The sequence below is a fragment of the Haloarcula rubripromontorii genome, from assembly GCF_001280425.1.
In the GTDB taxonomy this organism is placed as follows: Archaea; Halobacteriota; Halobacteria; order Halobacteriales; family Haloarculaceae; genus Haloarcula; species Haloarcula rubripromontorii.
Window position 1 is genome coordinate 263,984 of the sequence record NZ_LIUF01000002.1, and the last position, 25,763, is coordinate 289,746.

Here is a 25,763-nt window from a genome sequence, read left to right on the forward strand (position 1 = left end):
GCTGCTGTCACGGTGGGTTACACCGCGTCCGACGGCGCGGCCGCGCAGTTGTTTGGGCCGAGTTCGAATCTGAACGCCGCGTCGTCGTCGGCCGTCTCCGTTCCGAGATTGATGGCAATAATCCGCTCGAAGTTGGCGGGCCGCGGCGGCATATCGTCGCAGGCGTACTCGACGAACGCTTCACGGTCCATGGTGAAGCCCGGAAGTCGGTCCCGGAGAGTGCCCAGCGTAGCGGTGAACGTGCCGTCGTCAGCCGGCGTCGTCGATTCGCTGTAGTGACCCGGAGCGACGAGCGTCTCGTCGGGGAGTGCTGTGAGTCGGTCAGTCAGCGTACGATGGAGTTCGCGGGCGAGGTCACGAGCGCCGTCGGCTCCGGCTTCGAGATCCGGGCGTGCGACGCTGTCGAGGAAGACGCTGTCGCCGGCCAGAAGCACGTCACCGATAGTGAAGCCGGTCATGCCAGTCGTGTGGCCGGGCAGGGGACGAGGTTCCAGCGTGGCTGACCCGACCTGAAGCGGTTCGTCATCGGCCAGCGTAGTCATGTCGTCGACACCGCGAGCGACCGCCCGTTCGGAAAGAATGGGTTCGGCATCGGTTTCTTCGGCGAGACGCCGGACGCCGCTGACGTGATCGGCGTGGACGTGCGTGTCGATAGCGTGGGTAAGCGAGGCGTCGCGGTCGGTAGCATCGGCGATATACCGGTCGGTGAACGCCCGCAGCGGGTCGATGACGGCGGCCGAATCGTCGCTGACGACCATGTAGCCGAGACAGCCCGATGACGGACGACGGTACTGGCGGACGGTTGCGTCGTCGCAGGGAATCTCGCGGGCTTCGTAGAGCCGCGCCCAGCCCTCCATGCCGTCGCTGAGGTTCTGCGCCTCAATGTCGTGTTCAGTGAGCAGGCCGGCGACGAAGGCGCTGGCCTCGCCACGGCCACAAACGACCGTTATCGGGCCGGTGCCGTCGACATCGGCCACAACGTCGTCCACTTCGCCGGTCACCTTTGCTTGGAGGAACTTCGCAAAGGGGAGCTGTGTCGCCGTCACCGACTCGCCGCGAATCCGCCACTGCTCGTACTCGTCGCGGTCACGAATGTCGAGTAACCGGACCGATTCGCCGGTGTCGAGTTTCGACTGTAACGCTGTTGCGGATAGTGATGGCGGGTTCGTGGGCGGGTCAGGGTAGTCTTCGGCCATACCGTCTGTAGCGCTCCCCCGTGGATAAATCGGGCGGGGATTTCAAGCCCTTGCCGTGCCCAGCGGACGTATGGACGCCGAAGCCACTATCGACGCTGTCCGTGACCAGACCGAGACAGAGCGAGACAGACTGGGCTCGGACAAGGTGCTTATCGCAGCAACAGATGCGACACTGGAGTCGGAGGCAGTGCTCACGGCGGCGGCGACCCGCGAGTCAGGGATTGCAGATATCTTCGGCCGGTGGGCAGCCGAGACAGACAGTGACGTAGCGACGCAGTTCGAGGCGGCTGCCGAGGCCGCGATGGAGCGGGCGAACCGCATCGACGCAGACGCCGGTGACCCGGACGGGTTCATCGACCATCAGAAAACGGTGACTGGCACTGCACGGCGCGTCGGGGCCGGCCTCGTCGCCGCGCCGCTGGTCGCCGACCGGTTCTACCTGCAGGTGGTGAGCTTCTTCATCAACGAGGCGGACGAGCGGCAAGCTGATGCGTTCCGCGAGATTCGAGAAGAGGCGTCAGCACTTGACCACGGGGTGACCGCCCTCGAACATCTCTCGGAAGCCGAACGCGAGACGGCAGCGGTGGCCGCGACGGATGCTATCGGAGCGGCGTACGACGACTACGCGGAAACGCTGGAGGCGATGGGACTGGACCCGAAGCCGATCTGCTAGTCGAGTCGGTAGGTTGCGACGCGGTTGGCGGCATAGAGGAAACCGGCGACAGCGCCGGCGACGGCGATCCCGACGCTCGTTATACCGCCTCCGCCGAGGAGCCACATTTTGTCGAACGGGAGTGCGAACAAGTCACGGACGGCGAGCAGGTACGTCACGCTTCCCGGTGCGACGGCCACGCCGAGGACGAGGAAGTACAGCCCGAACGCCCAGCCGCTCGGAACCACTACGTCGTGGCCCTGCACCGACGACGACTCGAACTTCGGGAACACGACGCCGGCCCCAACGGCGATGGCCGGTGCGGCCAGGGTTGCGACGAGTGCGACTGTGAGTCCGACGGCGAGCGTGACTGGCGGCGTTCCGGCGGCGACGCCGAGGCCGGCAACCAGTAGCGTCGTCACTACGACGCCGGGGAGTGCGCCCGCGAGGACAAGTCCGGTGACGAACGCCCGGCCGGAGACGTTGGCGGTCAGTGTCAGCGGCAGGACTCCTTCCTCGCCGCCAAGCGGATTGAGCGAAAACGCAGCCCCGAACGCCGCTGCGCTGGCGAGACCGGCACTGAGCGGGAGCGTCGGCGGGACCACTCTCTCCAGAATGACGATCTGGAGGTGATACACCAGGAAGAAAAACGGCATGATCGCGAACTGCACGGTGATTGGCGCTCGCTTGGCACGGAGCCACGATTTCTGTGCGACAACGCGGGTTGCCGTCGATATCCGTCCTCTCAGCAGACGGTCAGAGAGTGTCCGCTTGTCGGCGTCGAACTCGTGATCGGGCTGGACCGGATCGACGTACCAGGTCCGTTCGGCCAGCCACAGACACACGACCGCGCCGAGGGGGAGCGCACCGAAAATCCCGATTGTGGCGACAGCGGCAGCGACCGGGTTCCCGCCGGTCCCCAGCACGAGCAGAATCACGTCGGCGGGCCACGAGAGCGGGGAGTGGGTCGCCAACCGGAGCACGCGAAACTGTATCGTCGGAACGGCTGTCATCGCGACCCAGCCAAGCGGCAGGAGCAGCGAGACGGCGGCTCCGATACTCGCGCGATGACTCGCGACGAATGTTGAGCGGTTCGCGACCAGTTTCGTTACCAGCCCCAGACCGAAGCCGAGGACTGTACCCAGCAGCACGACCGCACCCGACCCGACGAGGGCCACGACAGCGACAAGTACCCCGGCCTCACCGGCTGCAAGTCCGAGTACCAGCGCCAGAACCGGGATTGCGAGCGCGAGCGACACCCGACCGATCTCAGCGACGAGCAGCCCGGCCGCCGCGTCCTCGTAGGGGACTGTTGTCAGCAGTCCGTCGGCGGCGTCGGGCTCGCCGGCTGATTTCACCGTGTGCTGAAGCGTGAAGAAACCGACGAATCCGAGCAGCCCAACGATACTCGCCGTCGTCGCAAGCCTAACTGAGTGGGGATCACTCTCAGACAGGAAGCCGCCGAGAAAGAACGCCCCAGCGCCGATAACGAGACTGTATACCACGATGCCCAGCCCGCCTCCGAGGAATATGAGCGCGCCGCGTGTTGTCCCCTTGAGCTTTCGCAATGTCCGTCGCAGTTCCGTCCGCGCTATTAGGGCGACGCGCCGGCCGTCCGGCCGTCTCATCGCTCTCCCGGGTGCTCGCTGGTCACGTCGAGGAACACGTCTTCGAGCGTGCTCCCGGACTCGACCCCGTCGGTCAGTTCCGCCGGCGACCCCTCCGCGACGAGGTCGCCGTCGTACAGGACACCGACGGTGTCGGCCAACTCCTCGACGACAGGAAGAATGTGCGTCGAGAGGAAGACGGTGGTCTCCGCGGCCGCGACCTCGCTGATGGTATCACGCACTGTCCGGGCCGCCCGCGGGTCAAGTCCCGAGGTGGGTTCGTCCAGAAAGAGTACCTCGGGGTCGTGCAACAGCGCCTGGACGAGGCCGAGCTTCTGTTTCATCCCCTTCGAGTACGTCTCGACGCGCCGGTCGGCGTCCGCGTCGAGGTCGAACCGGTCGAGCAGCGACTCCACGCGGTTCCAGTCCTCGTGCCCGCGCAGGCCGGCGACGTACTCCAGTTGCTCGCGGCCGGTGAGTTCGTCGTACAGCGGCGGCTCCTCCGGGAGGAAGCCGATGTGTTCGACCACTGCGGCGCGGTCGGCGACCGACTCGCCCGCGACCCGTGCGGTGCCGCTCGTCGGGTTCGTCAGCGTCGTCAGGATGCGAATCGTCGAGGTCTTACCCGCGCCGTTGGGGCCGAGAAAGCCGAAGACGCTCCCGCGTGGGACCGTGAGGTCGAGGTCTTCTATCGCCGAGAGCCCGCTGTAGCGCTTCGTCAACCCCTCGGTAACGATTGCGGGTGCTGGAGGGCACATACTGACACTGCCGTTTCGACTGTGAAAAGGTCTTGTTGTTGTCGAGTGTCGGGTCCACACGCCAGTCTGCCGACGTTACTCTTCGACCGCTGCGTCGGCGGTATCGGCGTCCGCGTCCTCATCTTCGTCACCGTCGTCAGGATTCTCCACCACTTCGATGCCGCGGTTGTTGACTGCGGACGGATCGAGACCGACCTCCTGCAGGAAGTTCTTGTACTCGCGCTCGCACTGCTCGGCGTCCTTCTGGCGGTCGCTGGCGCGGTCACACAGCGCCACGAGGTCCTCGGGCACGTCGTTGGTGTAGACGATCCAGTGGTTGATGAGGTCCGAGAGCCGCCGGATGGGCGAGGTGAAGTGGCCGTAAATCTCGAAGTTCAGGGCGTGGTGGCCGCCGAAGGGGTCGTTCATGTACTTCGCGCGGGGCATCACCTTCATCACAGCCCACTGAATCTTATCGAGCTGGCGACCGGGGGCCTGTTCGAGCGTGGCGTTGACGGCCTTGCGGGGGTCGTCCCAGGCGTCGCCGGGGATGGAGACGCCGTCCAGTTCCTGAATCTCGACCAGCGCCTCGTCCCACTCGTCGGGGCTGGGCTGGGGGTGGACCCGATACATCGCCTCGACGCCGCGGTTCCACATCAGTTCGTGCGTGACGGCCTTGTTCGCCTTCAGCATGCACTCCTCGATGATGGTGTGGGCGCGGTCCCGCGCGGGGTTGAGGACGAGCGACCCCTCCTCCTTGCGCTGCTCGTGCATCCGGTCGGCCAGTTCCCAGACGCGCTCGGTCTTCTCCGCGAGGTCGACGCTCTGGTCTTCGAGGACGTCTTCCGCGGTCTCCGGCTCGTCGAGCAGTCGCTCGGCCTCGGTATAGGTCAGCCGGGCGTCGCTCCGGATGACCGACTTGTAGATGTTGATCTCCTCGTAGCCGAGGTTCTCCTTGTCGAGGTGCATCTCGACGGTATGCGCCAGTCGGTCCTCGTTGGGGACCAGCGAACAGACGGTCTCGGCGAGGACGGGCGGCAGCATGTGGACGGTGTAGGCTGGCAGGTAGACGGTGTTCCCGCGCTCGACGGCCTGCTCCCACATCTTCGTGTCAGGGTTGACGTAGTGGGTCACGTCGGCGATGTGGACCCAGAGGACGATTTCGTCCTCACGCTCCTCGATGGAGATGGCGTCGTCGAAGTCCTGGGCGTCGATGGGGTCCGTCGTCCAGGTCGTCATCTCCCGGAGGTCCCGGCGCTCGTCGACCTCGTCCTCGATTTCAGCTTGCACGTCCTGCGTACGCTCCTTGGCTTCCTCAAGTACCTCTGGCGGAAACTCGTCGGGGATGCCGAACTTCTCGAACAGTTCCTCGCGCTTGTTCTCCAGATGTCGTGCCATCTCCGGGTCGATCTCGACCGGGCCCTGCCCTTCGGCGGTCCCGGCGGCCGCCTGCGCGTCCTCTGTAGTCATGTCACCCGGTACGAACAGGGCGTAGTTATGGCTGTCGGGGTGGGACTGGGCCGTGGCTCCCGCGTCTCATTCCCTGCGAGCGTCGCTCTCTGAGAGTTCCCGGAACCGTTTCAGGAACGTCTCTTGATCGGCCTCGCCCGCTCCGGCGGCATCGAGCGTCGTTTCGAGGCCATCCCGTGGTTGCTGGCACAGCTCGGCAAAACAGGCTTTACAGAGGTGTTCGAACGTCTTGTCACGCCGGTCCCATCGGTCGCCGTGTTTGTCGTACTCGCGGGCCTCGGATCGTAAGATGGACTCCCCACACGCGATGCAGGTGACTGACTCTCCCCGGGAATTCCGGGACCCGAACATACCTGTCAGTTGTCGGTGACACCGTTTAGAGCTTTTCGCACAGGCAACAGTCCCCCGTTTTCGGGCCACACGTTTATTCACCAGCCGCTATTACACAGGGTATCGGCTATTCCGAGCCAGGGACACTGAATGAAGCCACCAGAGACACTCGCTCACTCGACGTTGGACACGCTACCCATCAATATCGCTGTCCTCGACGACGAGGGAACGATCCTGTTCACCAACCGCGCCTGGCGGGAGTTCGCGGGCGACGAGGACGGAGAGATGGAGGGGACGAACTACTTCACGACAACTGATGTCGACGCGGACGAATACGCCGGACAGGCAGTCGGCGGCATCGAATCGGTCATCGACGGTGAGCAGGACCTGTTCACGATGGAGTATCCGTGTCATTCTCCAGAGGAGAAACAGTGGTTTCTGATGCGGGTCGCACCGTTACCCGACGACGAGGCCGGGAGCGCAGTCGTCGCACACATCGATATCACCCAGCGGAAGCTCGCCGAGCTGGCGGCCGAGCGACGGAGCGAGGAGCTCAAAGCCGAACGACAGAACCTCAAACAGCTCGTCGACCGGGTCGACGGGCTGTTGAAAGCAGTGATGGGCGACGTACTGACCGTCGACTCGCGCGAGGCCATCCAGCAGACCGTCTGTGACCGGCTGGCCGAAGTCGACTCCTACCAGTTCGCCTGGGTGTCCGAACTCGATCTGCGCGATGAGACGCTGTCGTCGACGGCGCTCTCCGCGGACCACCCGACAACGCTGTCTATCCCGCTGGACGCCGACGACCCGGTCGCGGAGGCGGCCCGGACTGAGGAGATGCAGGTGGTGACCGGCGACATCGACGACCAGCACAGCCGCCTCGCCGACTCGGACGTGGCATCGGTCGCGGCAGTCCCGCTCGTCTCCGGCGAGTCGCTGTACGGCGTCCTCACTGTCTACGCTGACAGCGACGACGTGTTCGACCCCCGAGAGCAGGCCGTACTGGGGACCATCGGCCGGGCGACCGCGGCGGCCATCGACGCCCGTGAGACCAGCCGACTGTTGACCGCCGACAACGTCACCGAACTCGAACTGCGGGTCACCGACCCTGAGGTGTTCTACATCGACGTGGCGAGCGAACTCGGCTGTTCGATGGAGTACGGCGGGAGCGTCCCCGACGGCGAGGAGACGGTGATGTTCTTCCTCGTCGAGACCGACGACCCCTCCGCGGTCTGTGCCGTCGCCGCCGACCACCCGCAGGTCTCGGGCGTCTCGCACGTCTCGACGGCCGACGACGCGGCGCTGTTCGAGTTCACCGTCTCGGACCCGCCCGTCGTCTCCGTCGTCGCCGACCGGGGCGCACAGACCGGCGACATTCTGGTCGAACCCGGCCAGGCGACGGTGACCGTCGCGCTCCCGGCGTCGATGGAGACGCGGAGCGTGGTCGAGCAGGTCCGGGACCGGTACCCGGAGACGGAACTGCTCTCCGTGCGGGAACGGGACGAGCCACCGGTCTCCCGGCAGGCATTCATCGCAAACGTCGAGGACCGACTGACCAATCGCCAGCTAACGGCGCTCCGGAAAGGGTTTCTCGGCGGCTTCTTCGACTGGCCGCGCGACGTCTCCGGCGAGCAACTGGCCGAGTCGATGGATATCTGCCCATCGACGTTCCACCAGCACCTCCGTGCTGGTGAGCGAAAGTTATTGGAAGAAGTGTTCGAAAACTGGTAACCCGTGCCTTTGAACCCCTCTCTCGACAGCGGACTCCTGACGCGGTTCCCGAAGCAGTTTGGTAGTCTACTTATGCGGATAACAACCGTATATACATGTAGTGATATCGAACCAGTGTCCTCTCTGTCGTCAGCGAACGGACAGGACACACTCCCCCGTGATAGCGGTGCAACCACGGGTCGACCGGACCAGTACGCACAGCCTCCAGACAAGCCCGCGACGAATCGTCCGCCGAATGACCTCCCGATAGCTTTCAATGCACTCCGATAACATTCAAACGAGCAAATCGATACAGCAGGAAACCGGACGGACGTTCCACCTTGCGACACGTCTGCTTCCGGAACGTATCCGCCACCCGACGTACGTCATGTACGCGTTCTTCCGGGTCGCGGACGAGGTCGTTGACCAGCCGGACGGCCCGCCACCGACCGTCCAGCACGAGCAACTGGAGGTGATTCGCGAGGCCGCGCTCGGGAACATCGACCCGGCTGAAACAGACCACGAGGCGGTCATGGCGGCGTTTCAGGATCTCGCCGAGCGTCACGACATCTCCGAGGAAACGATCAATGTCTTCATCGACGCGATGGAGATGGATATCGCACAGGCCCGCTACGAGACGTTCGAGGACCTCCGCGAGTACATGCGTGGCTCCGCCGTCGCGGTCGGGCACATGATGACAGAGGTGATGGATCCGCCACAGAAGGACGAGGCGTTGCCCCACGCAACGGCGCTGGCAGAGGCGTTTCAGCTCTCGAACTTCCTGCGAGATGTCCGCGAGGACATCCACGACTACGGGCGGGTGTACCTCCCACAGGAGACGCTTGACCGCCACGGTGTCACCGAAGAGCAACTGGCCGACGCCGAAGTCGACGACGCCTTTCGCGCCGTGATGCAGGAGGAACTGGCCCGGACCGACGAACTGTACCGCGAGGGCGTCGCCGGTATCCGGTACCTGCCAGAGGACTGCCAGTTCGGCGTGTTGCTGGCCGCAGTCCTGTACGCCGACCACCACCGGCTCATTCGCGACCGCGGCTACGACGTGCTGACGGAGACGCCGGACCTCACCCGCCGCCGCCGGCTTTGGCTTCTCGCCCGCACGTGGTGGCACTGGCGGCGCAACGGCGACCCCGAAGCGACGTTTTACACCGTGAGCGCGGTCTCCGAGCGCGGCCCCGGCGAGACGCCGACAGACGCTCACAGCCACGGGCAGCCCACGTGGCGTGGATGACAGCCGCGCGTCGGGCGTCGTCGCTGACCCGGTGTCGCACCTGAACTAATGTTGCCCACGCCCACGTATCTCCAGTTCCACGCCCTGTTGGTGGTCCCGGTGGTGGCCGGACTGGTACTGACGGCCACCTACCGCCTCGGGAGCCGCCGGGACGTACTCACAGCAACGGCCATACTCACAGGCTTGGCGCTCGTCTACACGACGCCGTGGGACGGCGCGCTCATCCGGCGCGGCGTCTGGTGGTACGGCGACGGGGCCGTACTCGTGCGATTCTGGTCGATTCCACTCGGCGAGTACCTCTTTTTCGTCCTGCAGACCGCGATGGTGGGGCTGTGGGTGGCCCGGTTTCGGGTGGACACGGAGCGCTCGCTGGCGACGCCGCTACGAACGCGGCTCGTCGGGCTTGCCGCCGCACTCGCCGTCATTTTGTTCGGCCTCGTGCTCCTGCGCTCTGACTCAGGGCTGTATCTCGGGTCGCTGCTGGTCTGGAGCGGACCGATCCTCGCCATTCAGTGGCTGTTCGGGTGGCACTACCTCGTCGGCGAGTGGCGCACAGTCGGCCTCGCGACGCTGGTCCCGACGGCCTATCTCTGTGGCATCGACAGCATCGCCATTCGGCTCGGTGTCTGGACCATCTCGAAACAGTACACGACCGGCTACACGATTCCCCTGCTCGACCTGCCGATTGAGGAGGCAGTCTTCTTCCTGCTGACGACGCTGTTCGTCGTACAGGGGGTCGTACTCTACGTCTGGCTCATCGACAGATGGAAGTGACTTACCGCACCGCCGTCGAGCCGTCGGTTCGCTACCGGGTCGCCCTGATTCCCGGCTGGATTGCCAGTCTTGCCGTCGTCGCGCCGGTCCTCGCTGGAGTCTCGATACCGCCCGCGCTCCAGTATGCCCCGCTGGTCGTCAGTGCCGTCCTGCTCGGCCTGCCCCACGGTGCGGTCGACCACCTCGCGGTCGCACGCACCCGCGGGCAGCGCCCGGACTGGCGGGCCATCGCCCGCGTGTTCGCGCTCTACGGCGTCGTCGGCGGAGCCTACGCCGTCGCCTGGTTCCTCGCGCCCGCGGCGGCCTTTGTCCTGTTCATCGCGGTGACGTGGTTCCACTGGGGGCAAGGTGACCTGTACGCGCTGCGTGCGCTGGCCGACGCTGACCACCTCCGGTCGGTACCCCAGCGAATCGGCACCGTTCTGATTCGCGGCGGCCTGCCGATGCTGGTCCCGTTGCTCGCCTTCCCTGACTGGTATCGCCGCGTTGCAACCGATTTGGTGTCGCTGTTCGCGCCCGGTGCCGTGGCGGCTATCGGCTGGGCGTTCCGGACGGACGTGCGAACCGCGCTCGCCGTCGCCTACGGCGCGCTCGTCGTGGCGACGCTTGCCGTCGGGTTCGCCCGCGCCGACGCCCGTCGGCCGTGGCTGCTCGACGCCGGTGAGACGCTGGGGCTGGTCGCGTACTTCGCGCTTGTCCCGCCGGTGCTGGCCATCGGCGTGTACTTCTGTCTCTGGCACTCGCTGCGCCACGTCGTTCGCCTGCTGCTGGTCGACGACGACGCCACTGCCGCGCTCGAAAACCGCGACCCAGCGGCGGCGCTGGCCCGATTCGCTCGCGACGCCGCACCGCTGACCGCCGCCTCGCTCGCCCTGCTCGGCGGGCTGTACTTTCTGGTCCCGAATCCGCCGGGGTCCGTTCCGGAGTGGGTCGCCCTGTATCTGGTGTTCATCGCTGTCGTCACGCTGCCCCACGTCGTGGTGGTCAGTATCATGGACCGCGAACAGGGCGTCTGGGTGTAGTCGGCACCCGCTCTAGGTGGCGCTATGATTGGATGTCTGGAAGAACTGAAGTCGAAAATCACGGTGGGCATCCGCGCAAGCGAAGCAAGGCGCGGTTCACCGAACGCGAGCGGAGCGAGCGTTCGGCCTTTTTCGCCCACGTTTTTGCGCCGAGTGGTGCGCTGCGCGCACCCGAGGCGGAAAAAGGTGGGTTACTTGCCCTTGCCGCGGTTGCTGCGCAGCGACGGCCGGGTCTTCTCACTGCCCTTGCCCTTGCCGCCGAGGCCGCGGTTGCGGCGGCCGGCACCGGTCAGGCCGCGGAAGACGCGGTCGGCCTGGTCGTCGGCACAGATCCACGACAGGTCGTCGTCGTTCTGGATGGCCGGGTGGTTCGGGTCGATGAGGATGACTTCGTGCCACTTCTGGCGGCCGTCCTGACCGACGGAGTAGCTGTTGAGCACGCGCAGGTTCGGGAAGGTACGGGAGGCGCGTTCCTCGGCGACGCGCTGGATGTCCTTCCGGCGGGTGATGCGCGTGACACCCTGACGCTTGGAGCGGCGACCGGCCTTGTGTCGCTGTTTGCGTGCGCTGCCCTTCCGGACTGAGACGCGGGCGACGACGACGCCCTGTTTCGCCTTGTAGCCCTGCGAGCGAGCCTTGTCGAGGCGGGTCGGGCGCTCGATGCGCTCGACGGCCCCTTCGTCGCGCCACTCCTGCTGGCGCTGCCACTGTAGTTCTGCGAGCTGTCCGTCGCCCGGGTTCTTCCAGGCGTCTCGAATGTACGAATATGCGCTTCGTGCCATATGTATTCACCACGGGCGTTGCGTGGTTCAAGTCGCGTCTGCGACTCACATCCCGACCTGCACACGCAGGTGCCCGCTGGTGCCCGTCGTCCAGCGAGTTACCCCGGAGTTTGCCGTTCGGACTCTTAAACGGTTCGGACCTGACCAACGGATGTGAGCCGGTCACGCAGAGACGCGACCGCTGAAAACGTCGGATATCTGTAGTTTAGCAACACAAATCGTTAAGTTGTTCCCAGCCAGAGAGTCATGTATTACCATGACAGACCTTGGTGGCTTTCAGGACCATGTGGCGCGAATCGACCTTGGGGACGGGAACGTAGCCTACGAAGGTATTGACGAAGAAGACGCGAAAAAGTATATCGGTGCGCGAGGGCTCGGCGTGAAATACGTCTTCGATCAGGGGCCAGACGTGGACCCGCTGGGGCCGGACAACCTGCTGGCGTTCATGAACGGGCCGCTGACGGGGACACAGGTGACGATGAGCGGGCGTATCGCCATCTGTACGAAGTCGCCGCTGACGGGGACGGTCACTGATTCTCACCACGGCGGCTGGTCGGGGGCGCGGCTGAAGTGGTCGGGCTTCGACGGACTGCTGTTCGAAGGGCAGGCTGACGAGCCGGTGTACGCGCTCGTCGAAGACGGCGAGGTGGAACTGCGCGATGCCTCGCACCTCTGGGGCCAGGGCGTCCACGACACCATCGACGACCTCGAAGCCGAAATCGAGGGCGGCTCGCTGGGCAAGAATCTCTCCGTGATGGCCATCGGCCAGGGCGGCGAAAACGAGGTCAAATACGCCTGTATCGTCAACGAGGACGACCGCGCGTCGGGCCGCGGTGGCACCGGCTGTGTGATGGGCAACAAGAACCTCAAAGCCGTCGTCGTCAAGTCCAGCACCCGGATGCCCAAGCCGAAGGATCAGGAGACGTTCCAGGAGGGCCACAAGCAGGCGATGCAGGTAATCCAGGAATCCGACGTGACCGCGCCCAACGAGGGCGGCCTGTCGATGTACGGCACGAACGTCCTGATGAACCTCACGGAGGAGATGGACGGTCTCCCGACGAAGAACGCGAAGTACTCATCGACGCGGTCGTACTCGGACGCCGAGGGCGACGGCGAGCGCATCATCGACTCGGAGAACGTCTCCGGCGAGAACGTCCGGGAGAACATTCTGGTCGACGAGCCGACCTGTCACTCCTGTCCGGTCGCCTGCAAGAAGGAGGTCGAGGTGCAGGCGATGCACAAGGGCGAGGAGATGAACGTCCGCACCGAATCCTACGAGTACGAGTCCGCGTGGGCGCTCGGCCCGAACTCCGGCCACGTCGAACGCGACAAGATAGCCGTGATGCTCGAACGGTGTAACGACGTGGGCGTCGACACCATCGATGTCGGCAACACGATGGCGATGGCGATGGAGATGACCGAGGAGGGCAAACTCGACGACCTCGGCGACGGCCTGGACTGGGGCGACGCCGACACGATGATCGATATGATCGATATGATCGCCCACCGTGAGACTGAACTCGCGGACCACCTCGCCGAGGGGCCGGACCACCTCGCCGAGGAGTTCGACGCCCACACCAACTCCCTCGCGGTCAAGGGACAGACGATGGCCGCCTACGACCCGCGCTGCATGAAGGGGATGGCAATCGGCTACGCCACCTCGAACCGCGGCGCGTGTCACCTGCGCGGCTACACGCCGGCGGCCGAGATTCTCGGCATCCCGGAGAAGGTCGACCCGCGAGAGTGGGAGGGGAAAGGCGAGCTGTGTGCCACCTTCCAGGACCTCCACGCGATCAGTGACTCCTTCGACATCTGCAAGTTCAACGCCTTCGCCGAAGGCATCGAGGAGTACGTCCTGCAGTACAACGGCATGACCGGGCTGGACGTGAGTGAGGAAGAGCTGATGGAGGCCGGCGAGCGCATCTACAACCTCGAACGCTACTACAACAACCTCGCGGGCTTCGACGGGTCCGACGACGACCTGCCAAACCGGTTCGTCGAAGGCGACGAGCACGCGATGCCGGCGCAGGGCGGTTCCGAGGGCGAACTCGCGGAGCTCTCGAAGATGAAAGACGAGTACTACGAGGTGCGTGACTGGGAGAACGGTGTCGTTCCCGACGAGAAGCTCGACGAACTGGGTATCGACATCGGCCCCGGAACCGGCGTCAGTTCCGGCGGCGCAGCGGCACCGAGCGACGACTGAGACGGCACCGGCCGCCGAACACATTTCAGTTCTCTAATGCGCAAGGAAGATATCGACGACTTCGAATTTCAGGTAGAGTCTCGACTGACCAGCCACGGCGTTTACGTCACCGATTTCGCCGACGAGGGCGACACGTACCGGCTCACCTACGAGTCGATTTCGGCCGACGAGGCGGCCGTCATCCCCCATCGGGAGATCGGCCGCGTCATCAACGTCTTCCGGGACCTCCACGCTGACGACTGGTCCGGGGTCGACATCGAGGCGACCGTGACGGATCTTGAGGACACTGAACTCGGCGAGTGGTCGGTCGACAGCGAGTGGATCGACGACCTCGAAAACGGCGACCTCTCGGAGACGGATTTCTCCCAGCGCGTGCTGGAGACGATTACGGTGCGGAGCTGACCGCCAGCACGTCGTTACGGGGCGGAGTTGATTGCCAGCACGTCCCTGATTTCAAGCGTCGTCTCGAACTCCTCGCTTCTGTCAAGCCGCCGTCCGTCGCGCTCGAACTGGGCGGCGTGGGCTCGCCGAACCGCGTCCTGTTCGCGGTCGCTCAGGTCGAGTTCTGTGCCGATACTGTCCCAGTGGCCCGATTCGGCACAGACGTAATCGGCCTCTCTGGGGCCGCTGATGCGTTCGTACTCCCTGTGGTAGGTCGCGCGGTTCTCCCGGAGATACGTCTGGACCCGTTCCAGCAGGTCGGGGAGCTGGTCGAGTGGAATGCTCGCACGCGTGCCGGCCAGCAGGATGATCTGCCCCTCGATTGGGTACGACGAGTCAGCCATCGCTGCCCGGTCAGCCGCCCGCTCGCATCGCTTTCTGTGCGAACTTCTCGATGAGCGGCTCCAGTGTCTCCGGCTCGCCGTCGAACTCGATCGTCACCTCGTTGAGCTGCAGGCTCGGGCCGATGGCGACTTTCTCCTCCGAGAGTGTCGCCGCCCAGCCGTCGCCTTCGACGGTCGCGTCGCCGCGTTGCTCGCCGCCGAGGTTCTCCAGATACCCGATAGCGGCTCGAACCGAGATGCCGCGAAAACTCCGTTCACGCTCCATCGTGTGGTCGTTACGGGTGCGGTCGTCTAAACCTATCGGCGGCCCTGTGCTGTTGTGACACACCCGCGCTATCTCGGCTGCGGGCCACCGCTCCCGGATGGATACGGCCTACCCCGGACGGATACCGTCGTCGACGATGCGGGCGTTGCGCTCGCGGTTGATGCGCTCGTCCAGGTCCTCGTGGTCGTAAATCTGGGCGATGACGGCGGCGTGGAGGTCGCGCCAGGCCATCGCGTAGATGGGCGACTGGCCCCAGGCCCGGAGTTCGACGACGTACTCGTCGTAGGCCTCCCACCGACTCTCGAACTGTTCGATGTGGTCGACGACGGCACTGGCCGGCTCTTCGGAGTTGAGCGCGGCGTTGAGTTCCCGCTCCCACCCGCCGACGGCCTGTTCCATATCGCGTTTCGTGTCCTCGCTGTCCGGCGGCAGCGAGTCGACAATCCCGGACGGAATTCCCAGTTCGATATCGTCCATATCGCCACACAGAGTTCGCCGCAAATAAACCCCAGCGATGGGCGAACATGTTCGTCTCCACTGATTTGTAGGGGCAGGGTGTAGCGCACGTATGAGCAGTGAGACACTGGAACGGCAGACCTCGGATCCGGCCCTGACCACCGTCGAGGTCAGGTGTACCGGCCACGTTCGTCGAGTCGTCGGCGAACCGTCGCTCTCGTTCACCTTCGAAGGGAACACGCTACGTGACTTCCTCGATGCGTTCTTCCGGGAGTACGATGTGAGCGAGATGCTCATCGCAGAAACCGAGGCCGACGCCACCACTGAGGGCTGGGCTCCGGAGATGGCGGACCTGCCGGGCGACTGGGCGAAAAACCCCGAAGGCGAACAGACCAGATGTTACGCGCGAGTGGCGGTCAACGGTGAGTTCAACGAACATCTCGACGGACTGGACACAGAATTAGAAGCCGACGACCGCGTCGGATTGATGTTCCCGTTCATCTTCTGCTGTTGATTCGGGAACCGACTGTAGAAGGACTTACCCCCCGGCAACTGGCGGAAACACGCTGAGTTCGTCCCCGTCTTCCAGTGCGGTCTCTAGTCCGTCGAGATGTGTGATGTCCGTTCCGTTCAGGAGAATTGTCAGGTACTCCCGGAGTTCGCCGTCCTCGAACAGGTCCATCTCTGTGAACTCTTCGGAGAGCTGTCGGAGCACGTCGCCGGCCTGCAGGTCGCTTTCGTACTCGCGGTGAACCGTTTTCTGTCCGACGGCTTCCCGGAAGTTGGCGAAAAACCGCAGCTCGATTTGCATATCGCTGGGTTGGCGGTCGAGTGGCTTAAATCACAGCGCTCGGACCGCGTGCTTCGAACGAGAAACGGATTTACTCGTTGTATGCAATCGATCATCGACCTCGAATTCCTATTCGATGAGAACGACTTCGACCCGTTTTAGCGTCCCAGTCCATGACTCCGCATATGGAACGTGTGGTCGCAAGCGATGACCCGATGATAGCTGTCGACCGACTGCGAGCGGAACTTGACGCTGATGTCGTCGTCGCGGAGACTGGCGACGAGGACTCGCTCCGGGACGCCGCCGCCGGGGCAGCGGGACTCGTCGTGGACGTGAATACGCCGGTCACTGCCACGGTACTCGACGCACTGGACGACCTCAAGGTCGTCGCGAGAGCGGGCGTCGGTATCGACAACATCGACGTGGCCGCGGCGGCGGACAACGGCGTGACCGTCACGAACGTCCCCGAGTACTGTACCGATGAGGTCGCCACCCATACGGTGACGCTGCTGCTGGATTGCGTGCGGACGCTCACGGCCTACGACCGCGACGTTCGCGACGGTGGGTGGGGCTGGGAGCGAACCCGGCCGGTACATCGCGTCCGGGGTCAGACGCTGGGCCTCGTCTCCTTCGGTCCCATCGCACGGCGGGTACGCGACCAACTGCGGGGCTTTGATCTCGACGTGATCGCATACGACCCCTACGTCGACGCCGAGGAGATGGCCGATGCCGATGTTGAGAAAGTCACGCTTGAGACGCTGTACGACCGGGCCGACTACGTCTCTCTCCACGCGCCGCTGACTGATGAGACGGCGGAGATGATAGACGCCGACGCCCTCGCGACGATGCGTGACCAGGCAATCCTCGTCAACACCGGTCGCGGCGGCCTCGTCGACGAAGCGGCGCTCCGGACGGCACTCGACGACGGTGAAATCGCGGCCGCTGGCCTCGACGTGCTGGCCGAGGAACCGCCGGCGGCGGACCACCCGCTGGTCGGGCTGGACAACTGTATCGTCACGCCACACGCGGCGTGGTACTCCGAGGAGGCCCGCGACGACCTGAACGCCGCTGTAGCGGCGAACCTCGAGGCTGCGCTGGCCGGCGAGACGCCACCGAACCGAATCGACCCGGAGACGGACTGGCTATAACGCGACGGGTACAGTCGGTCGCTGACACCGGTGCAACGGTCTCCGGCAAGTGGGTGACCGCGCTCAGCAGCGGAGGAATTCCCGACGCTCGTCGCCGAGAGCGCTTTGACCGGTCCCTGCCGTTTTGATATCCCGACCGAGATTAGAGAGGTACGCGCGCAGCCCGGGGTCACAGGTCCCGACTGCTCGGGCCTGACGGTAATCACACCAGAGCGCGACCGGTAACAGCGGGGCCGCGAACAGTCCGGAAAGCGTGACGCCCAACTGGAACGGGTGACCGGCCGGGACAGCGAGCCACGCAGCGGCCACGACCGCCCAGAACACCACCCCGTAGATGAGGGTGTGTCGCCAGTTGTGCGTCGGCAGTTCATATCCACGAACACGCGATGAAGATTTGTCCGACGTGCCGCCGGGAATCGGCTCACCCGGCGACTCGCCAGTAGATGGAGAGAGCGGACACGACATACTCTTTTCAAAACGTGCTTCGGTAATGACGGCTGGTTTGGCATACGCCGAACGAGCCAGTGTGTATAAACGGCTCGGCACGCAACGGGACGTATATGCGAGAGTTCATTTTCACGATCGACTACGAGCGGAACGTCGACCCTGTGATGGACGTGTTCATCGACCACCCGGAGATGCATTCCCGGACAATCGCGTGCAACGTCACGCGGGACGGAATGTGGCGGCTCGAACGCGTCGCCGGCCCGGAGGCTGCGCTCGAACAACTGGACGACGTGTACGACGATCCCGTCCAGTGTACCGAGTGCATCGGGACCCGAAACTGTGAGACCGACTGGACGTACGAGGTCATCGGCTCTGACCCCGGCGTCCGGACGGTGTACAGCTACCGGTCAGAAGCCGGTGACTGTCACTCGATTCCGCGGCTAGCTATCGACCACGTCGGTCGCGGCGTCCTCGTGGAGACTGAACGCCGTGGGAGTCGGTGTGAGTGGCGGCTGCTCCTGTGCAGCGACGCCGGTGTCGACGGCCTGTTTGAGGAGATGAAAGCCGAACTCCGGGAGGGACTGACCGTCGAGTTCCGCCAGCTCAGCTCGCCCTCGTACTGGGTTGACGAGGCCGTGACGCTGGCTGAGCTGCCCCCCGAGCAACAGGCCGCCGTCGAGGCCGCTGTCGAACACGGCTACTACCGGACGCCCCGGGACACTTCGCTCACCGACCTCGCCGAGACGCTTGACGTGTCGCGGTCGACGCTCCAGTACCGCCTCCAGCGGGCCGAGGCGTGGATCGTCCGGTCGTTCGTCACGCGGTCGATGGGGCCGGTTCAGGCCGACGAAGATGTCGCCGAGGGCGGACGCCTCCGCATCGGCCGCTCAGGCGTGTAAACGTCGATATCCCATCCAGAACCGGGCCGAACTGCACTACCCGAATACTGCCGCGTCGCAGATCAGGACGAGATGACAGCGGACGGGGTGTCGTGCGCTGTGGCGCGTCGAACGTCACAGTTAGCTACCACTTATCCGGGGTTCGGCATGTGCCAAACGAGTCGTCATGGGGGATGCACCCCTATAATTGGGTACGACCGCGGGCGTCCCACGCGCTCGCAGAAACACATCATGACGACACGCAGCATCTATTCCCCCGACGAACGCGGTGAGAGTGTGGACGAACAGGCCGAGTCCGAGGCGAGTACCGGCCACGCCTGCCCGGACTGTGGCGGGAGCCTCGTCACCGACGACAGTCGTGGCGAGACCGTCTGCGAGTCGTGTGGTCTCGTCGTCGACGAGGACGAGATCGACCACGGGCCGGAGTGGCGCGCCTTCGACAGCCAGGAGCGCGACAACAAGCGCCGCGTCGGCGCGCCGACGACGGAGATGAAACACGACAAGGGTCTCTCGACCAACATCGGCTGGCAGGACAAGGACGCCTACGGCAACTCCCTGTCGACGCGCCAGCGCGAGAAGATGCAGCGCCTCCGGACCTGGGACGAGCGGTTCCGCACCCGTGACCACGCCGAGCGCAACCTCAAGCAGGCCCTTGGCGAAATCGACCGGATGGGGAGCGCGCTGGGCGTCCCCGAGAGCGCCCGCGAGACGGCAAGCGTCATCTACCGCCGTGCCCTCGACGAAGGAATGCTGCCCGGCCGCTCTATCGAAGGGATGGCGACCGCCGCGCTGTACGCCGCTGTCAGGCAGGCGAACCTCCCGCAGACGCTCGACGACATGGCCGTCGTCAGCCGCGTCGACGAGATGGAGTTCACCCGCGCGTACCGCTATCTCAACCGTGAACTCTCGCTGCAGGTCGGCCCGCCGGACCCCGCGACCTACCTCAGCAAGTTCGTCTCCGAACTCGACGCCGACGACGCCTTCGAACGCCAGGCCCGCGCTCTCATCGAGGCGGGGAAGGAAGCGAACGTCCACAGCGGCAAAAGCCCCGTCGGCCTCGCCGCCGCGGCCATCTACGCTGCCGGCCTGCTGCTCGGCGAGGAGATGACCCAGGAGACCGTCAGCGAAGCGACCGACATCAGCACCGTGACAATCCGCGAGCGCTACCGCGAACTGCTCGAAGCCGAAGCGGAACTCGACGACAGCGCCGTCGACGCGACGACCGGCGCTGAATCCGGCGCGAGCGCCTAAGCACGTCGCGCTGTTTCTTACCCCCGTCCCCTCCCGAACTCTTTCTGCCGCTTCCCCTGCCCAGTCAGTCTATTGACCCGGCAGCGGACAGAGGCTCGCCGTCAGGACGGCGACTTCGTCAGTGTGGTTGTGCGCCCCGTGGGCCTGCCCGCGCTCGTTGAGGACGACCCCCGGCGCGGCGATGACGTCCTCGGTGTCGTCCTGCTGGACCGTCACCTCGCCACGGACCACGTGGAACACGTTCGTCGCCCCGTCGTGTTCGTGTGGCTCGATGGTCGCGCCCGGCCCCAGCGCGAACGCCTTCACCAGCACGTCGTCGGTCACTGCCAGTTCCCCGTCGATAACTTCGCCTGCTGCCGGTTCGGCATCGAACGCTGCCAATCTGTCGAGTGACATACCGGCACGTGGGCCGGCGTCTCCTTAGCCGTTCGGCTGCTGGGAGAATCTGTGTCTGTGTAGTTGCGTGAGTGAACAACCAGAACGCCTCGTCGCGTATGGCCAGCCGATACGGATGGGACTGAAAGGGGTCGATACGCTCCGGGAACCTCGAGGATATAACCACCGCAGGAGGTGACACGACCGAGGAGCGTGGTTCGAGAGACCACAGGTCTCTCGTCATCACGAAAGACACTCTGCGTCTTTCGAACGACCGCGAGCCGTTGGACCGGAACGTATCGGGGGCTTTCTGGCTGTTCAAACTCCCTTCACGGGTCAATCAAGCATCGTAACCTTTCCTGTCCGGTGTCGCCCAGTACTCTGGTCTCCCCCGGTGCCACGGCCCGGAGACCAGTAACCGCTGGTCGCTGGCGCCCAGTCAGTCTGGATGCCGGACTGCGCCGCGATTCCCCGGGCGGGGTTTATTACTCTTTCAGTCCGAACGGGATGTATAGATGTTTGGGAGAGAACAACTGTTCTCGGCGATGACGGCGTCGTACGTGATCGCGGTCACGCTCGCCCTCGTCATCGCCGCGATATTCGCGCCGGTCATCTGGAACGGCGTGCCAAGCGGTGGCGACGACGACCCGAGCGTCGCCGTCATCACCCTTCGCGGCGGCACAACTGACGCGAATGTCAACGCCGTCAAGCAAGACCTCCGCGAGGCACGGACCAACGAATCAATCGAGGCGGTTGTCCTCCGGGTCGACAGCCCCGGCGGCCCGGTCGATTCCAGCGAGGAGTTCTACCTCGCGGTGAACCGGACTGCCAGCGAGATGCCCGTCGTCGCCTATGTCGAAGGCACGGCCGCTTCGGGCGGGTACTACGGTATCGTCCCGGCCGACGAGATCGTCGTCAAACCGAGTTCGAACGTCGGGAGCATCGGCGTCATCGTTCAGGCCCCGCTGAGTCTCATCGAGCAGGTCGAACAGCAGGGCGAGACGTTCGTCCGCTCGGGGCCGGACAAGGCTCAGATAAGCAAGGACGGGCTCCGTGAGGACATCGAAGTCCTCCAGCGGTCCTTCGTCGGGACGGTCATGCGCCACCGGGGCGAGCAACTGACGCTCTCCCGTGCGGAAGTCGCCAACGGGAACACGTACCTCGGAGCCCAGGCGACGCAGAACGGCTTTGCCGACCGCATCGGTGACACTGAGCTGGCCATCGAGCGGGCCGCCGCGCTCTCGGATGACATCGAGGGCGACGGGTACGACGTGGTGTATCAGGGCAGTGGCGGTGCCGAATTCAACGTCATCATCGTCCCTGCCGGCGCTGAAACCGTGCAGGGCGCGAACAACGTGACCTATCTCGTCCACCCCGACGACAGCGAGACGACGTTCCGAGAACCGGTGAAGTACTACGCCGTCTGGGGAATCCCTGCCGAAGACAACAACGCAACGGTGATCCGCAATGACTGAGGGCCGTATCGTCAAGCCGCTTGCTGTGTTTATCGTCGTTCTCGTCGCGATACTGGGTGGGACGTTCCTTCTCGCAGTCGTCAACCCGGGGTCATCGGGGCCGCCCGATGGCCAGTCAATCGACGGTCAGTCCCCGTCACAGTACCAGCCCGACGCTGTCAATGCGCCTGTCGACCCAGAAGAGGGGGAGATATCGGTCGACGCTGAGGCGCGCGGGAAGCGAATACTCGTCGACACGAGCCACGGCAATCAGGTGACCGAATCACAGCTCGAACCGATTACCGAGGCGGTGTTCGAGGCGGGCCACACCGTCGAGTACGGCACGTCCGGCACCGCTTCGTTCGCCGATTCGCTGGGCCGGTACGACGGCGTCCTCATCGTCCAGCCGCTTGGAAGCTACTCCGAAGAGGAGCGCGATGCGCTCCAGGAGTACACGGACGACGGCGGGCGTGTCGTTGTCCTGGCCGAGCCGACGCAGACGCGGCTCTCGACCGGCTTCACCCAGTCGACGACGACAGTGTCGTTCGGGGCCAACAACGCCACCGAGCAGTACGGCGTCCGGATGGGTGCCGAACAGCTCTACAACGTCGACGACGCGGCCAACGACAACAACTTCAAGGCCATCTACGCGTCACCGAGCGATGACGGCGAACTGACCGACGGTGTCGAGACGATTACCTTCGACACCGCCGGCTACGCGGTAGTGAACGGCGACGCCGAACCGAAGTTCACCGCGGCCGAGGGCACCCGGACGCTGGAAACGCGGCGCACCGGAACCTACGCAACAGTCGTCCGTAACGACAACATGGTGTTTGTCACCGACTCGACGTTCATCAGTAGTTCCGAGATATACGACGCCGACAACGAGGTGTTCATCGGGAACCTGCTTTCGTTCCTGCTCGACGGCGAGGCACCCGATCCGGACGGTGGCGCGAGCACGGATCCCGGATTCGGGGCTGGCGGTGATACCTCCAGCTCGGCTGAAACACCAGCGGAGCCGACCCCGACGCCTGCCCCCACTCCGAGTGGGTCCTGACCCCGCTCAATCGGAACGTTCCAGCGAGGCTACTGCTCGCTGATACGGACCGTCGTCTCGCTGTACAGGCCACGCTCGCCGGCGTTGGCAATGCTCAGTTTGGCGCTGAGAGTGTACTCTCCGGCCGGCGCGGGTTCCCACTCGTCGTCGCTGACCCGGAACATCCGGTCCCACTGTCGTCTGAACTGCTTTCGCTCGCCGCGGTCGAACCGGAGGCTGCCGGCCTCGCCAGGCACGCTATCGACGTGGGACGCCTCGGGCACCCCATCGACGTACCACGTCCAGGGCCGCGGCGAGTCCGTCGGGAGCGTTATCGGCACCGGAAGCTCGTTCCGAATCGTCACGACGAACGGCACCTTCGTTCCCGCCGGATACGACATCTGCGGGACCTCGATATCGACCGACACTGCACGGTAGCGGAGCCACGTCGGGAGCAGCAGGTCGCTCCAGGCCCGGCCGTTGATACTGCGTGCGGCCTGCGGCCGCCCCCCGCGCTCGGTGGGCGCCTGTGGCTCTTCGTCGTCGCGGTGGAGCGCACCCGAGTCGTAGATGCGACGCATTGTCCGTATATGGGCCGGTGTGCGCAAAAGTGTTCGTCGAGTCAGTGCGGCTGTTCGGGCGTGTCTGACCACGTTCACCCGCAAAGCAGGAGATGAGCGGACCGTTCACAGCCGGTCACCACGCCACGTATATGACAAATAGCCAAACACACTAAGTAGCCTGCCCTCTCAGGTGTCAGCAAGCCTCTTGTTCTGATGCTAGCACCAAGCGACACGGTTCGGCTGCTGTACGTCGACGACGAGCCGGATTTCGCGGCGACGGCTGCTGCGTTTCTTGAGCGTGAGAACGACCGATTCTGCGTCGAGACGGCGCTGCACGCGGAAGACGCGCTGGAGCGGCTTGCGGAGTCATCATTTGATTGTATCGTGTCGGACTACGACATGCCCGGACGCGACGGTATCGAGTTCCTCGAAGCCGTTCGCGAAGAGTACCCCGACCTCCCGCTCATCCTGTTTACTGGAAAAGGGAGCGAGGAAGTCGCGAGCGACGCTATCTCGGCCGGTGTCACCGATTACCTGCAGAAGGAAGGGGGAACAGACCAGTACACATTGCTGGCTAACCGGGTCCAGAACGCGGTGGCAGCGAGACAGTCCGCGACCGAGGCCAAGCGCCGCCGACATCGACTCGAACAGATCCTCAAGACCGTCCCGTCGTGTGTCGTGCAACTCGACCGCGACGGCCAGTTCGTGTTCGCCAATCAGCGCGCCGTCGACGTTCTTGGACTGTCACAGTCGGCGGTGAAAGACCGGGCATACAACGACCCGAAGTGGGACATTCGTGACCTCGACGGAAACCCGATACCGGACGCGGAGCTCCCGTTTCGGCAGGTGCTTGAGACCGGCCAGCCCCTAGCCGACGCTCGGCACACGATTCACTGGCCGGACGGCACGGAGAAAGTGCTCTCCGTGAACGGTGCGCCGCTGTTCGACGAGGACGGGGCTGTCGAAAGCATGGTCTGTACGCTGACCGATATCACCGACAAACGCGACCGGAGACAGGACTTACAGGAAACCGAACGCCGACTCCAGCTGGCGCTGGAGGCCAGCGAAACGGGTGTCTGGGAGTGGAATTACGAGACAGACGAGGTCGTGTTGAGCGACACACTCGAACGCCTCCTGGGCTTTGAGCCCGGTGAATTCGACGGGACGCTGTCGGCCGTGTTCGACCTGATTCATCCCGAAGACTGCCCTGAAGTCCGCGAGCAGATAGAGCGGGCAGTTGAGACAGACAGCGTCTACGACAGTGAGTTCCGGGTCCTCGACGCGGACGGCAACGTGCGATGGGGGTCCGTTCGGGGACAGCCCCTAGCAGACGACAGGACACTGATGGTCGGCGTCCACCACGATATCACCGAGCAGAAGGAACGCGAGCGTGACCTGCGGATAGCAGAGCGACGCCTCGAAGCGATTCTGGAAAACACCACGACCCCGATGTTCATGAAAGACGACGACGGGCAGTACATCTTCGTCAACCACGGCTATCGGGAGATGACTGGGCTCACTGACGCGGAAATCGTCGGCCGGACGGACTTCGAGTTGTTCCCTGAAGAAACAGCCGAAACGACGTGGGCAAACGACCGTGCCGTCCTACATACCGGGGAACCGCTGGAGGTCGAGGAGCGTGTCGTTATCGACGGCGAGGCACAGCAGTACCTCTCGACGAAGGTCCCGATATACGACACGGGTGAGCGGTCTGACCCCGATACCCCGGTCGCCGTGTTCGGCATCGCAAGCGATATCACCGACATCCGCGAGCAAGAGCGGGAGCTACAGCGTGAGCGCGACCGGCTCGCCGAGTTTGCCAGCGTCGTCAGTCACGACCTTCGCAGTCCTCTGAGCGCCGCACAGGGACGGCTGAAGCTCACCCGTACGACCGGTGATGAGAGCCATCTGGAGGGGATCGAGACCGCGCTCGACCGGATGGAGCGAATCATCGATGACGTGTTGCTCTTGGCTCGCCAGGGACGAGACATCCAGGAGCCCGAGCCGGTTTCGCTCCGTGACGCGGTCGCAAATGCCTGGGAGATGGTCTCTCAGGACGCCGGGGACGGGACCCTCGGCTTCGCCGACACCGTCGAGCGGGACGTGACGATTACCGCCGACCGGCCGCGCCTGCTGCAACTGCTCGAAAACCTGCTCCGGAACAGTGTGGAACACGGTTCTACGAGCCGCTCGACGGGGATCGACGACAGTGCGGAACACGGGTCGGACGAGCCACGTTCACAGGAACAGACGGCTGTGGACCACGGCGCTACCAGCAGCCAGACGAAGCCGGAGGACACAGCCAACGGCAAGTCCGTGACAATAACTATCGGAGTCACCGAAGACGGCTTCTACGTCGCGGACGATGGCCCCGGCGTCTCAGGAGCCAATCGCGGGACACTGTTCGAGGCGGGATACTCGACCGACGCCGATGGCACCGGGTTCGGACTGGCGATTGTCGACCGCATCGCTGAGGCCCATGGCTGGTCGGTCGACGTGACGGAAAGCGCCGACGGCGGCGCGCGCTTCGAGATTACCGGCGTCGAGTTCGAATAGCGGCCG

General features: G+C 64.6%; 27 protein-coding genes. 14 read left to right on the plus strand and 13 right to left on the minus strand.

Annotation, left to right across the window (positions count from 1 at the left end):
- Positions 1 to 17: 17 nt before the first annotated feature.
- On the minus strand, positions 18 to 1,196 hold the full coding sequence (locus AMS69_RS06635) for an MBL fold metallo-hydrolase (RefSeq protein ID WP_053967293.1): 1,179 nt from the start codon (positions 1,194 to 1,196) through the stop codon (positions 18 to 20).
- Positions 1,197 to 1,266: 70 nt separating this feature from the next.
- On the opposite strand from AMS69_RS06635, the gene AMS69_RS06640 reads away from it, so the two are divergent.
- Complete coding sequence (locus AMS69_RS06640; protein ID WP_053967294.1) at positions 1,267 to 1,869, plus strand: hypothetical protein; 603 nt, start codon at positions 1,267 to 1,269, stop codon at positions 1,867 to 1,869.
- Here the strand turns inward: AMS69_RS06640 and AMS69_RS06645 are convergent.
- The 4 genes from AMS69_RS06645 to AMS69_RS06660 form a co-directional block, all read right to left on the minus strand.
- Positions 1,866 to 3,476 carry a hypothetical protein gene (locus AMS69_RS06645; protein ID WP_053967295.1) on the minus strand — a complete coding sequence of 537 codons (1,611 nt, stop codon included), beginning with the start codon at positions 3,474 to 3,476 and terminating at the stop codon, positions 1,866 to 1,868. The genes AMS69_RS06640 and AMS69_RS06645 overlap by 4 nt on opposite strands.
- Positions 3,473 to 4,213, minus strand: coding sequence for an ABC transporter ATP-binding protein (locus tag AMS69_RS06650; RefSeq protein WP_053967296.1), 741 nt, complete (start codon positions 4,211 to 4,213; stop codon positions 3,473 to 3,475). Before AMS69_RS06650 ends, AMS69_RS06645 begins: the two co-directional genes overlap by 4 nt.
- Before the next feature lie 75 nt (positions 4,214 to 4,288).
- Positions 4,289 to 5,662 (minus strand): RNB domain-containing ribonuclease, encoded by a 1,374-nt coding sequence (locus tag AMS69_RS06655; RefSeq protein WP_053967297.1) that lies wholly within the window; start codon positions 5,660 to 5,662, stop codon positions 4,289 to 4,291.
- 66 nt (positions 5,663 to 5,728) lie between these two features.
- A complete protein-coding gene (locus AMS69_RS06660; protein WP_053967298.1) occupies positions 5,729 to 6,013 on the minus strand; it encodes a DUF7562 family protein in 285 nt (94 codons plus the stop codon).
- A gap of 129 nt (positions 6,014 to 6,142) precedes the next feature.
- Here AMS69_RS06660 and AMS69_RS06665 point away from each other — a divergent pair, with 129 nt between their 5' ends.
- From AMS69_RS06665 to AMS69_RS06680, 4 genes are all read left to right on the plus strand, one after another.
- Complete coding sequence (locus tag AMS69_RS06665) at positions 6,143 to 7,723, plus strand: bacterio-opsin activator domain-containing protein (protein WP_053967299.1); 1,581 nt, start codon at positions 6,143 to 6,145, stop codon at positions 7,721 to 7,723.
- Positions 7,724 to 7,979: 256 nt separating this feature from the next.
- Positions 7,980 to 8,951, plus strand: a complete 972-nt coding sequence (locus AMS69_RS06670) for a phytoene/squalene synthase family protein (protein ID WP_053967300.1) — start codon at positions 7,980 to 7,982, stop codon at positions 8,949 to 8,951.
- Between the two features lie 48 nt (positions 8,952 to 8,999).
- Complete coding sequence (locus tag AMS69_RS06675; protein ID WP_053967301.1) at positions 9,000 to 9,725, plus strand: lycopene cyclase domain-containing protein; 726 nt, start codon at positions 9,000 to 9,002, stop codon at positions 9,723 to 9,725.
- Positions 9,716 to 10,747, plus strand: coding sequence for a Brp/Blh family beta-carotene 15,15'-dioxygenase (locus AMS69_RS06680; RefSeq protein WP_053967302.1), 1,032 nt, complete (start codon positions 9,716 to 9,718; stop codon positions 10,745 to 10,747). The genes AMS69_RS06675 and AMS69_RS06680 overlap by 10 nt, the downstream gene beginning before the upstream one ends.
- A gap of 191 nt (positions 10,748 to 10,938) precedes the next feature.
- Here AMS69_RS06680 and AMS69_RS06685 read toward each other — a convergent pair whose 3' ends face one another.
- Positions 10,939 to 11,529 (minus strand): 50S ribosomal protein L15e, encoded by a 591-nt coding sequence (locus tag AMS69_RS06685; protein WP_053967303.1) that lies wholly within the window; start codon positions 11,527 to 11,529, stop codon positions 10,939 to 10,941.
- Between the two features lie 256 nt (positions 11,530 to 11,785).
- Here AMS69_RS06685 and AMS69_RS06690 point away from each other — a divergent pair, with 256 nt between their 5' ends.
- Together AMS69_RS06690 and AMS69_RS06695 are read left to right on the plus strand one after the other, a co-directional pair.
- Positions 11,786 to 13,732 carry an aldehyde ferredoxin oxidoreductase family protein gene (locus AMS69_RS06690; RefSeq protein WP_053967304.1) on the plus strand — a complete coding sequence of 649 codons (1,947 nt, stop codon included), beginning with the start codon at positions 11,786 to 11,788 and terminating at the stop codon, positions 13,730 to 13,732.
- 36 nt (positions 13,733 to 13,768) lie between these two features.
- Positions 13,769 to 14,134 carry a hypothetical protein gene (locus AMS69_RS06695; RefSeq protein WP_053967305.1) on the plus strand — a complete coding sequence of 122 codons (366 nt, stop codon included), beginning with the start codon at positions 13,769 to 13,771 and terminating at the stop codon, positions 14,132 to 14,134.
- Between the two features lie 14 nt (positions 14,135 to 14,148).
- On the opposite strand, the gene AMS69_RS06700 is transcribed toward AMS69_RS06695, so the two are convergent.
- The 3 genes from AMS69_RS06700 to AMS69_RS06710 form a co-directional block, all read right to left on the minus strand.
- Complete coding sequence (locus AMS69_RS06700; protein ID WP_053967306.1) at positions 14,149 to 14,517, minus strand: hypothetical protein; 369 nt, start codon at positions 14,515 to 14,517, stop codon at positions 14,149 to 14,151.
- 10 nt (positions 14,518 to 14,527) lie between these two features.
- Positions 14,528 to 14,782, minus strand: a complete 255-nt coding sequence (locus tag AMS69_RS06705; RefSeq protein ID WP_053967307.1) for a hypothetical protein — start codon at positions 14,780 to 14,782, stop codon at positions 14,528 to 14,530.
- A gap of 108 nt (positions 14,783 to 14,890) precedes the next feature.
- Complete coding sequence (locus AMS69_RS06710; RefSeq protein ID WP_053967308.1) at positions 14,891 to 15,259, minus strand: hypothetical protein; 369 nt, start codon at positions 15,257 to 15,259, stop codon at positions 14,891 to 14,893.
- 91 nt (positions 15,260 to 15,350) lie between these two features.
- Here AMS69_RS06710 and AMS69_RS06715 point away from each other — a divergent pair, with 91 nt between their 5' ends.
- Positions 15,351 to 15,752, plus strand: a complete 402-nt coding sequence (locus AMS69_RS06715) for a MoaD/ThiS family protein (RefSeq protein WP_053967309.1) — start codon at positions 15,351 to 15,353, stop codon at positions 15,750 to 15,752.
- Between the two features lie 24 nt (positions 15,753 to 15,776).
- Here the strand turns inward: AMS69_RS06715 and AMS69_RS06720 are convergent, their stop codons facing one another.
- Positions 15,777 to 16,049 (minus strand): ubiquitin-like small modifier protein 1, encoded by a 273-nt coding sequence (locus AMS69_RS06720; RefSeq protein ID WP_053967310.1) that lies wholly within the window; start codon positions 16,047 to 16,049, stop codon positions 15,777 to 15,779.
- 164 nt (positions 16,050 to 16,213) lie between these two features.
- On the opposite strand from AMS69_RS06720, the gene AMS69_RS06725 reads away from it, so the two are divergent.
- On the plus strand, positions 16,214 to 17,176 hold the full coding sequence (locus AMS69_RS06725; RefSeq protein ID WP_053967311.1) for a C-terminal binding protein: 963 nt from the start codon (positions 16,214 to 16,216) through the stop codon (positions 17,174 to 17,176).
- A 63-nt stretch (positions 17,177 to 17,239) separates the two neighbouring features.
- On the opposite strand, the gene AMS69_RS06730 is transcribed toward AMS69_RS06725, so the two are convergent.
- A complete protein-coding gene (locus tag AMS69_RS06730; protein WP_053967312.1) occupies positions 17,240 to 17,641 on the minus strand; it encodes a hypothetical protein in 402 nt (133 codons plus the stop codon).
- Between the two features lie 95 nt (positions 17,642 to 17,736).
- Between AMS69_RS06730 and AMS69_RS06735 the strand changes: the two genes are divergently transcribed.
- Complete coding sequence (locus AMS69_RS06735) at positions 17,737 to 18,522, plus strand: helix-turn-helix domain-containing protein (protein ID WP_053967313.1); 786 nt, start codon at positions 17,737 to 17,739, stop codon at positions 18,520 to 18,522.
- 231 nt (positions 18,523 to 18,753) lie between these two features.
- A complete protein-coding gene (locus tag AMS69_RS06740) occupies positions 18,754 to 19,773 on the plus strand; it encodes a transcription initiation factor IIB (RefSeq protein WP_053967314.1) in 1,020 nt (339 codons plus the stop codon).
- 69 nt (positions 19,774 to 19,842) lie between these two features.
- Here the strand turns inward: AMS69_RS06740 and AMS69_RS06745 are convergent, their stop codons facing one another.
- Positions 19,843 to 20,169, minus strand: coding sequence for a cupin domain-containing protein (locus AMS69_RS06745; RefSeq protein WP_053967315.1), 327 nt, complete (start codon positions 20,167 to 20,169; stop codon positions 19,843 to 19,845).
- A 494-nt stretch (positions 20,170 to 20,663) separates the two neighbouring features.
- On the opposite strand from AMS69_RS06745, the gene AMS69_RS06750 reads away from it, so the two are divergent.
- Together AMS69_RS06750 and AMS69_RS06755 are read left to right on the plus strand one after the other, a co-directional pair.
- Entirely contained in the window at positions 20,664 to 21,623 is a 960-nt protein-coding gene (locus AMS69_RS06750; RefSeq protein WP_202904524.1) for a S49 family peptidase, read from the plus strand.
- On the plus strand, positions 21,616 to 22,659 hold the full coding sequence (locus AMS69_RS06755; RefSeq protein ID WP_053967316.1) for a DUF4350 domain-containing protein: 1,044 nt from the start codon (positions 21,616 to 21,618) through the stop codon (positions 22,657 to 22,659). The genes AMS69_RS06750 and AMS69_RS06755 overlap by 8 nt, the downstream gene beginning before the upstream one ends.
- A gap of 29 nt (positions 22,660 to 22,688) precedes the next feature.
- On the opposite strand, the gene AMS69_RS06760 is transcribed toward AMS69_RS06755, so the two are convergent.
- Positions 22,689 to 23,219, minus strand: a complete 531-nt coding sequence (locus tag AMS69_RS06760; RefSeq protein ID WP_053967317.1) for a hypothetical protein — start codon at positions 23,217 to 23,219, stop codon at positions 22,689 to 22,691.
- Between the two features lie 195 nt (positions 23,220 to 23,414).
- On the opposite strand from AMS69_RS06760, the gene AMS69_RS06765 reads away from it, so the two are divergent.
- Positions 23,415 to 25,757: a PAS domain S-box protein gene (locus tag AMS69_RS06765; RefSeq protein WP_053967318.1), complete on the plus strand. Its 2,343-nt coding sequence runs from the start codon at positions 23,415 to 23,417 to the stop codon at positions 25,755 to 25,757.
- Positions 25,758 to 25,763 lie beyond the last annotated feature (6 nt).

Bases quoted from the DNA above. Each gene is read 5' to 3' on its own strand.
- AMS69_RS06635 (WP_053967293.1), bottom strand. From the start codon at position 1,196: ATGGCCGAAGACTACCCTGACCCGCCCACGAACCCGCCATCACTATCC.
- AMS69_RS06640 (WP_053967294.1), top strand. From the start codon at position 1,267: ATGGACGCCGAAGCCACTATCGACGCTGTCCGTGACCAGACCGAGACA.
- AMS69_RS06645 (WP_053967295.1), bottom strand. From the start codon at position 3,476: ATGAGACGGCCGGACGGCCGGCGCGTCGCCCTAATAGCGCGGACGGAA.
- AMS69_RS06650 (WP_053967296.1), bottom strand. From the start codon at position 4,213: ATGTGCCCTCCAGCACCCGCAATCGTTACCGAGGGGTTGACGAAGCGC.
- AMS69_RS06655 (WP_053967297.1), bottom strand. From the start codon at position 5,662: ATGACTACAGAGGACGCGCAGGCGGCCGCCGGGACCGCCGAAGGGCAG.
- AMS69_RS06660 (WP_053967298.1), bottom strand. From the start codon at position 6,013: ATGTTCGGGTCCCGGAATTCCCGGGGAGAGTCAGTCACCTGCATCGCG.
- AMS69_RS06665 (WP_053967299.1), top strand. From the start codon at position 6,143: ATGAAGCCACCAGAGACACTCGCTCACTCGACGTTGGACACGCTACCC.
- AMS69_RS06670 (WP_053967300.1), top strand. From the start codon at position 7,980: ATGCACTCCGATAACATTCAAACGAGCAAATCGATACAGCAGGAAACC.
- AMS69_RS06675 (WP_053967301.1), top strand. From the start codon at position 9,000: ATGTTGCCCACGCCCACGTATCTCCAGTTCCACGCCCTGTTGGTGGTC.
- AMS69_RS06680 (WP_053967302.1), top strand. From the start codon at position 9,716: ATGGAAGTGACTTACCGCACCGCCGTCGAGCCGTCGGTTCGCTACCGG.
- AMS69_RS06685 (WP_053967303.1), bottom strand. From the start codon at position 11,529: ATGGCACGAAGCGCATATTCGTACATTCGAGACGCCTGGAAGAACCCG.
- AMS69_RS06690 (WP_053967304.1), top strand. From the start codon at position 11,786: ATGACAGACCTTGGTGGCTTTCAGGACCATGTGGCGCGAATCGACCTT.
- AMS69_RS06695 (WP_053967305.1), top strand. From the start codon at position 13,769: ATGCGCAAGGAAGATATCGACGACTTCGAATTTCAGGTAGAGTCTCGA.
- AMS69_RS06700 (WP_053967306.1), bottom strand. From the start codon at position 14,517: ATGGCTGACTCGTCGTACCCAATCGAGGGGCAGATCATCCTGCTGGCC.
- AMS69_RS06705 (WP_053967307.1), bottom strand. From the start codon at position 14,782: ATGGAGCGTGAACGGAGTTTTCGCGGCATCTCGGTTCGAGCCGCTATC.
- AMS69_RS06710 (WP_053967308.1), bottom strand. From the start codon at position 15,259: ATGGACGATATCGAACTGGGAATTCCGTCCGGGATTGTCGACTCGCTG.
- AMS69_RS06715 (WP_053967309.1), top strand. From the start codon at position 15,351: ATGAGCAGTGAGACACTGGAACGGCAGACCTCGGATCCGGCCCTGACC.
- AMS69_RS06720 (WP_053967310.1), bottom strand. From the start codon at position 16,049: ATGCAAATCGAGCTGCGGTTTTTCGCCAACTTCCGGGAAGCCGTCGGA.
- AMS69_RS06725 (WP_053967311.1), top strand. From the start codon at position 16,214: ATGGAACGTGTGGTCGCAAGCGATGACCCGATGATAGCTGTCGACCGA.
- AMS69_RS06730 (WP_053967312.1), bottom strand. From the start codon at position 17,641: ATGTCGTGTCCGCTCTCTCCATCTACTGGCGAGTCGCCGGGTGAGCCG.
- AMS69_RS06735 (WP_053967313.1), top strand. From the start codon at position 17,737: ATGCGAGAGTTCATTTTCACGATCGACTACGAGCGGAACGTCGACCCT.
- AMS69_RS06740 (WP_053967314.1), top strand. From the start codon at position 18,754: ATGACGACACGCAGCATCTATTCCCCCGACGAACGCGGTGAGAGTGTG.
- AMS69_RS06745 (WP_053967315.1), bottom strand. From the start codon at position 20,169: ATGTCACTCGACAGATTGGCAGCGTTCGATGCCGAACCGGCAGCAGGC.
- AMS69_RS06750 (WP_202904524.1), top strand. From the start codon at position 20,664: ATGTTTGGGAGAGAACAACTGTTCTCGGCGATGACGGCGTCGTACGTG.
- AMS69_RS06755 (WP_053967316.1), top strand. From the start codon at position 21,616: ATGACTGAGGGCCGTATCGTCAAGCCGCTTGCTGTGTTTATCGTCGTT.
- AMS69_RS06760 (WP_053967317.1), bottom strand. From the start codon at position 23,219: ATGCGTCGCATCTACGACTCGGGTGCGCTCCACCGCGACGACGAAGAG.
- AMS69_RS06765 (WP_053967318.1), top strand. From the start codon at position 23,415: ATGCTAGCACCAAGCGACACGGTTCGGCTGCTGTACGTCGACGACGAG.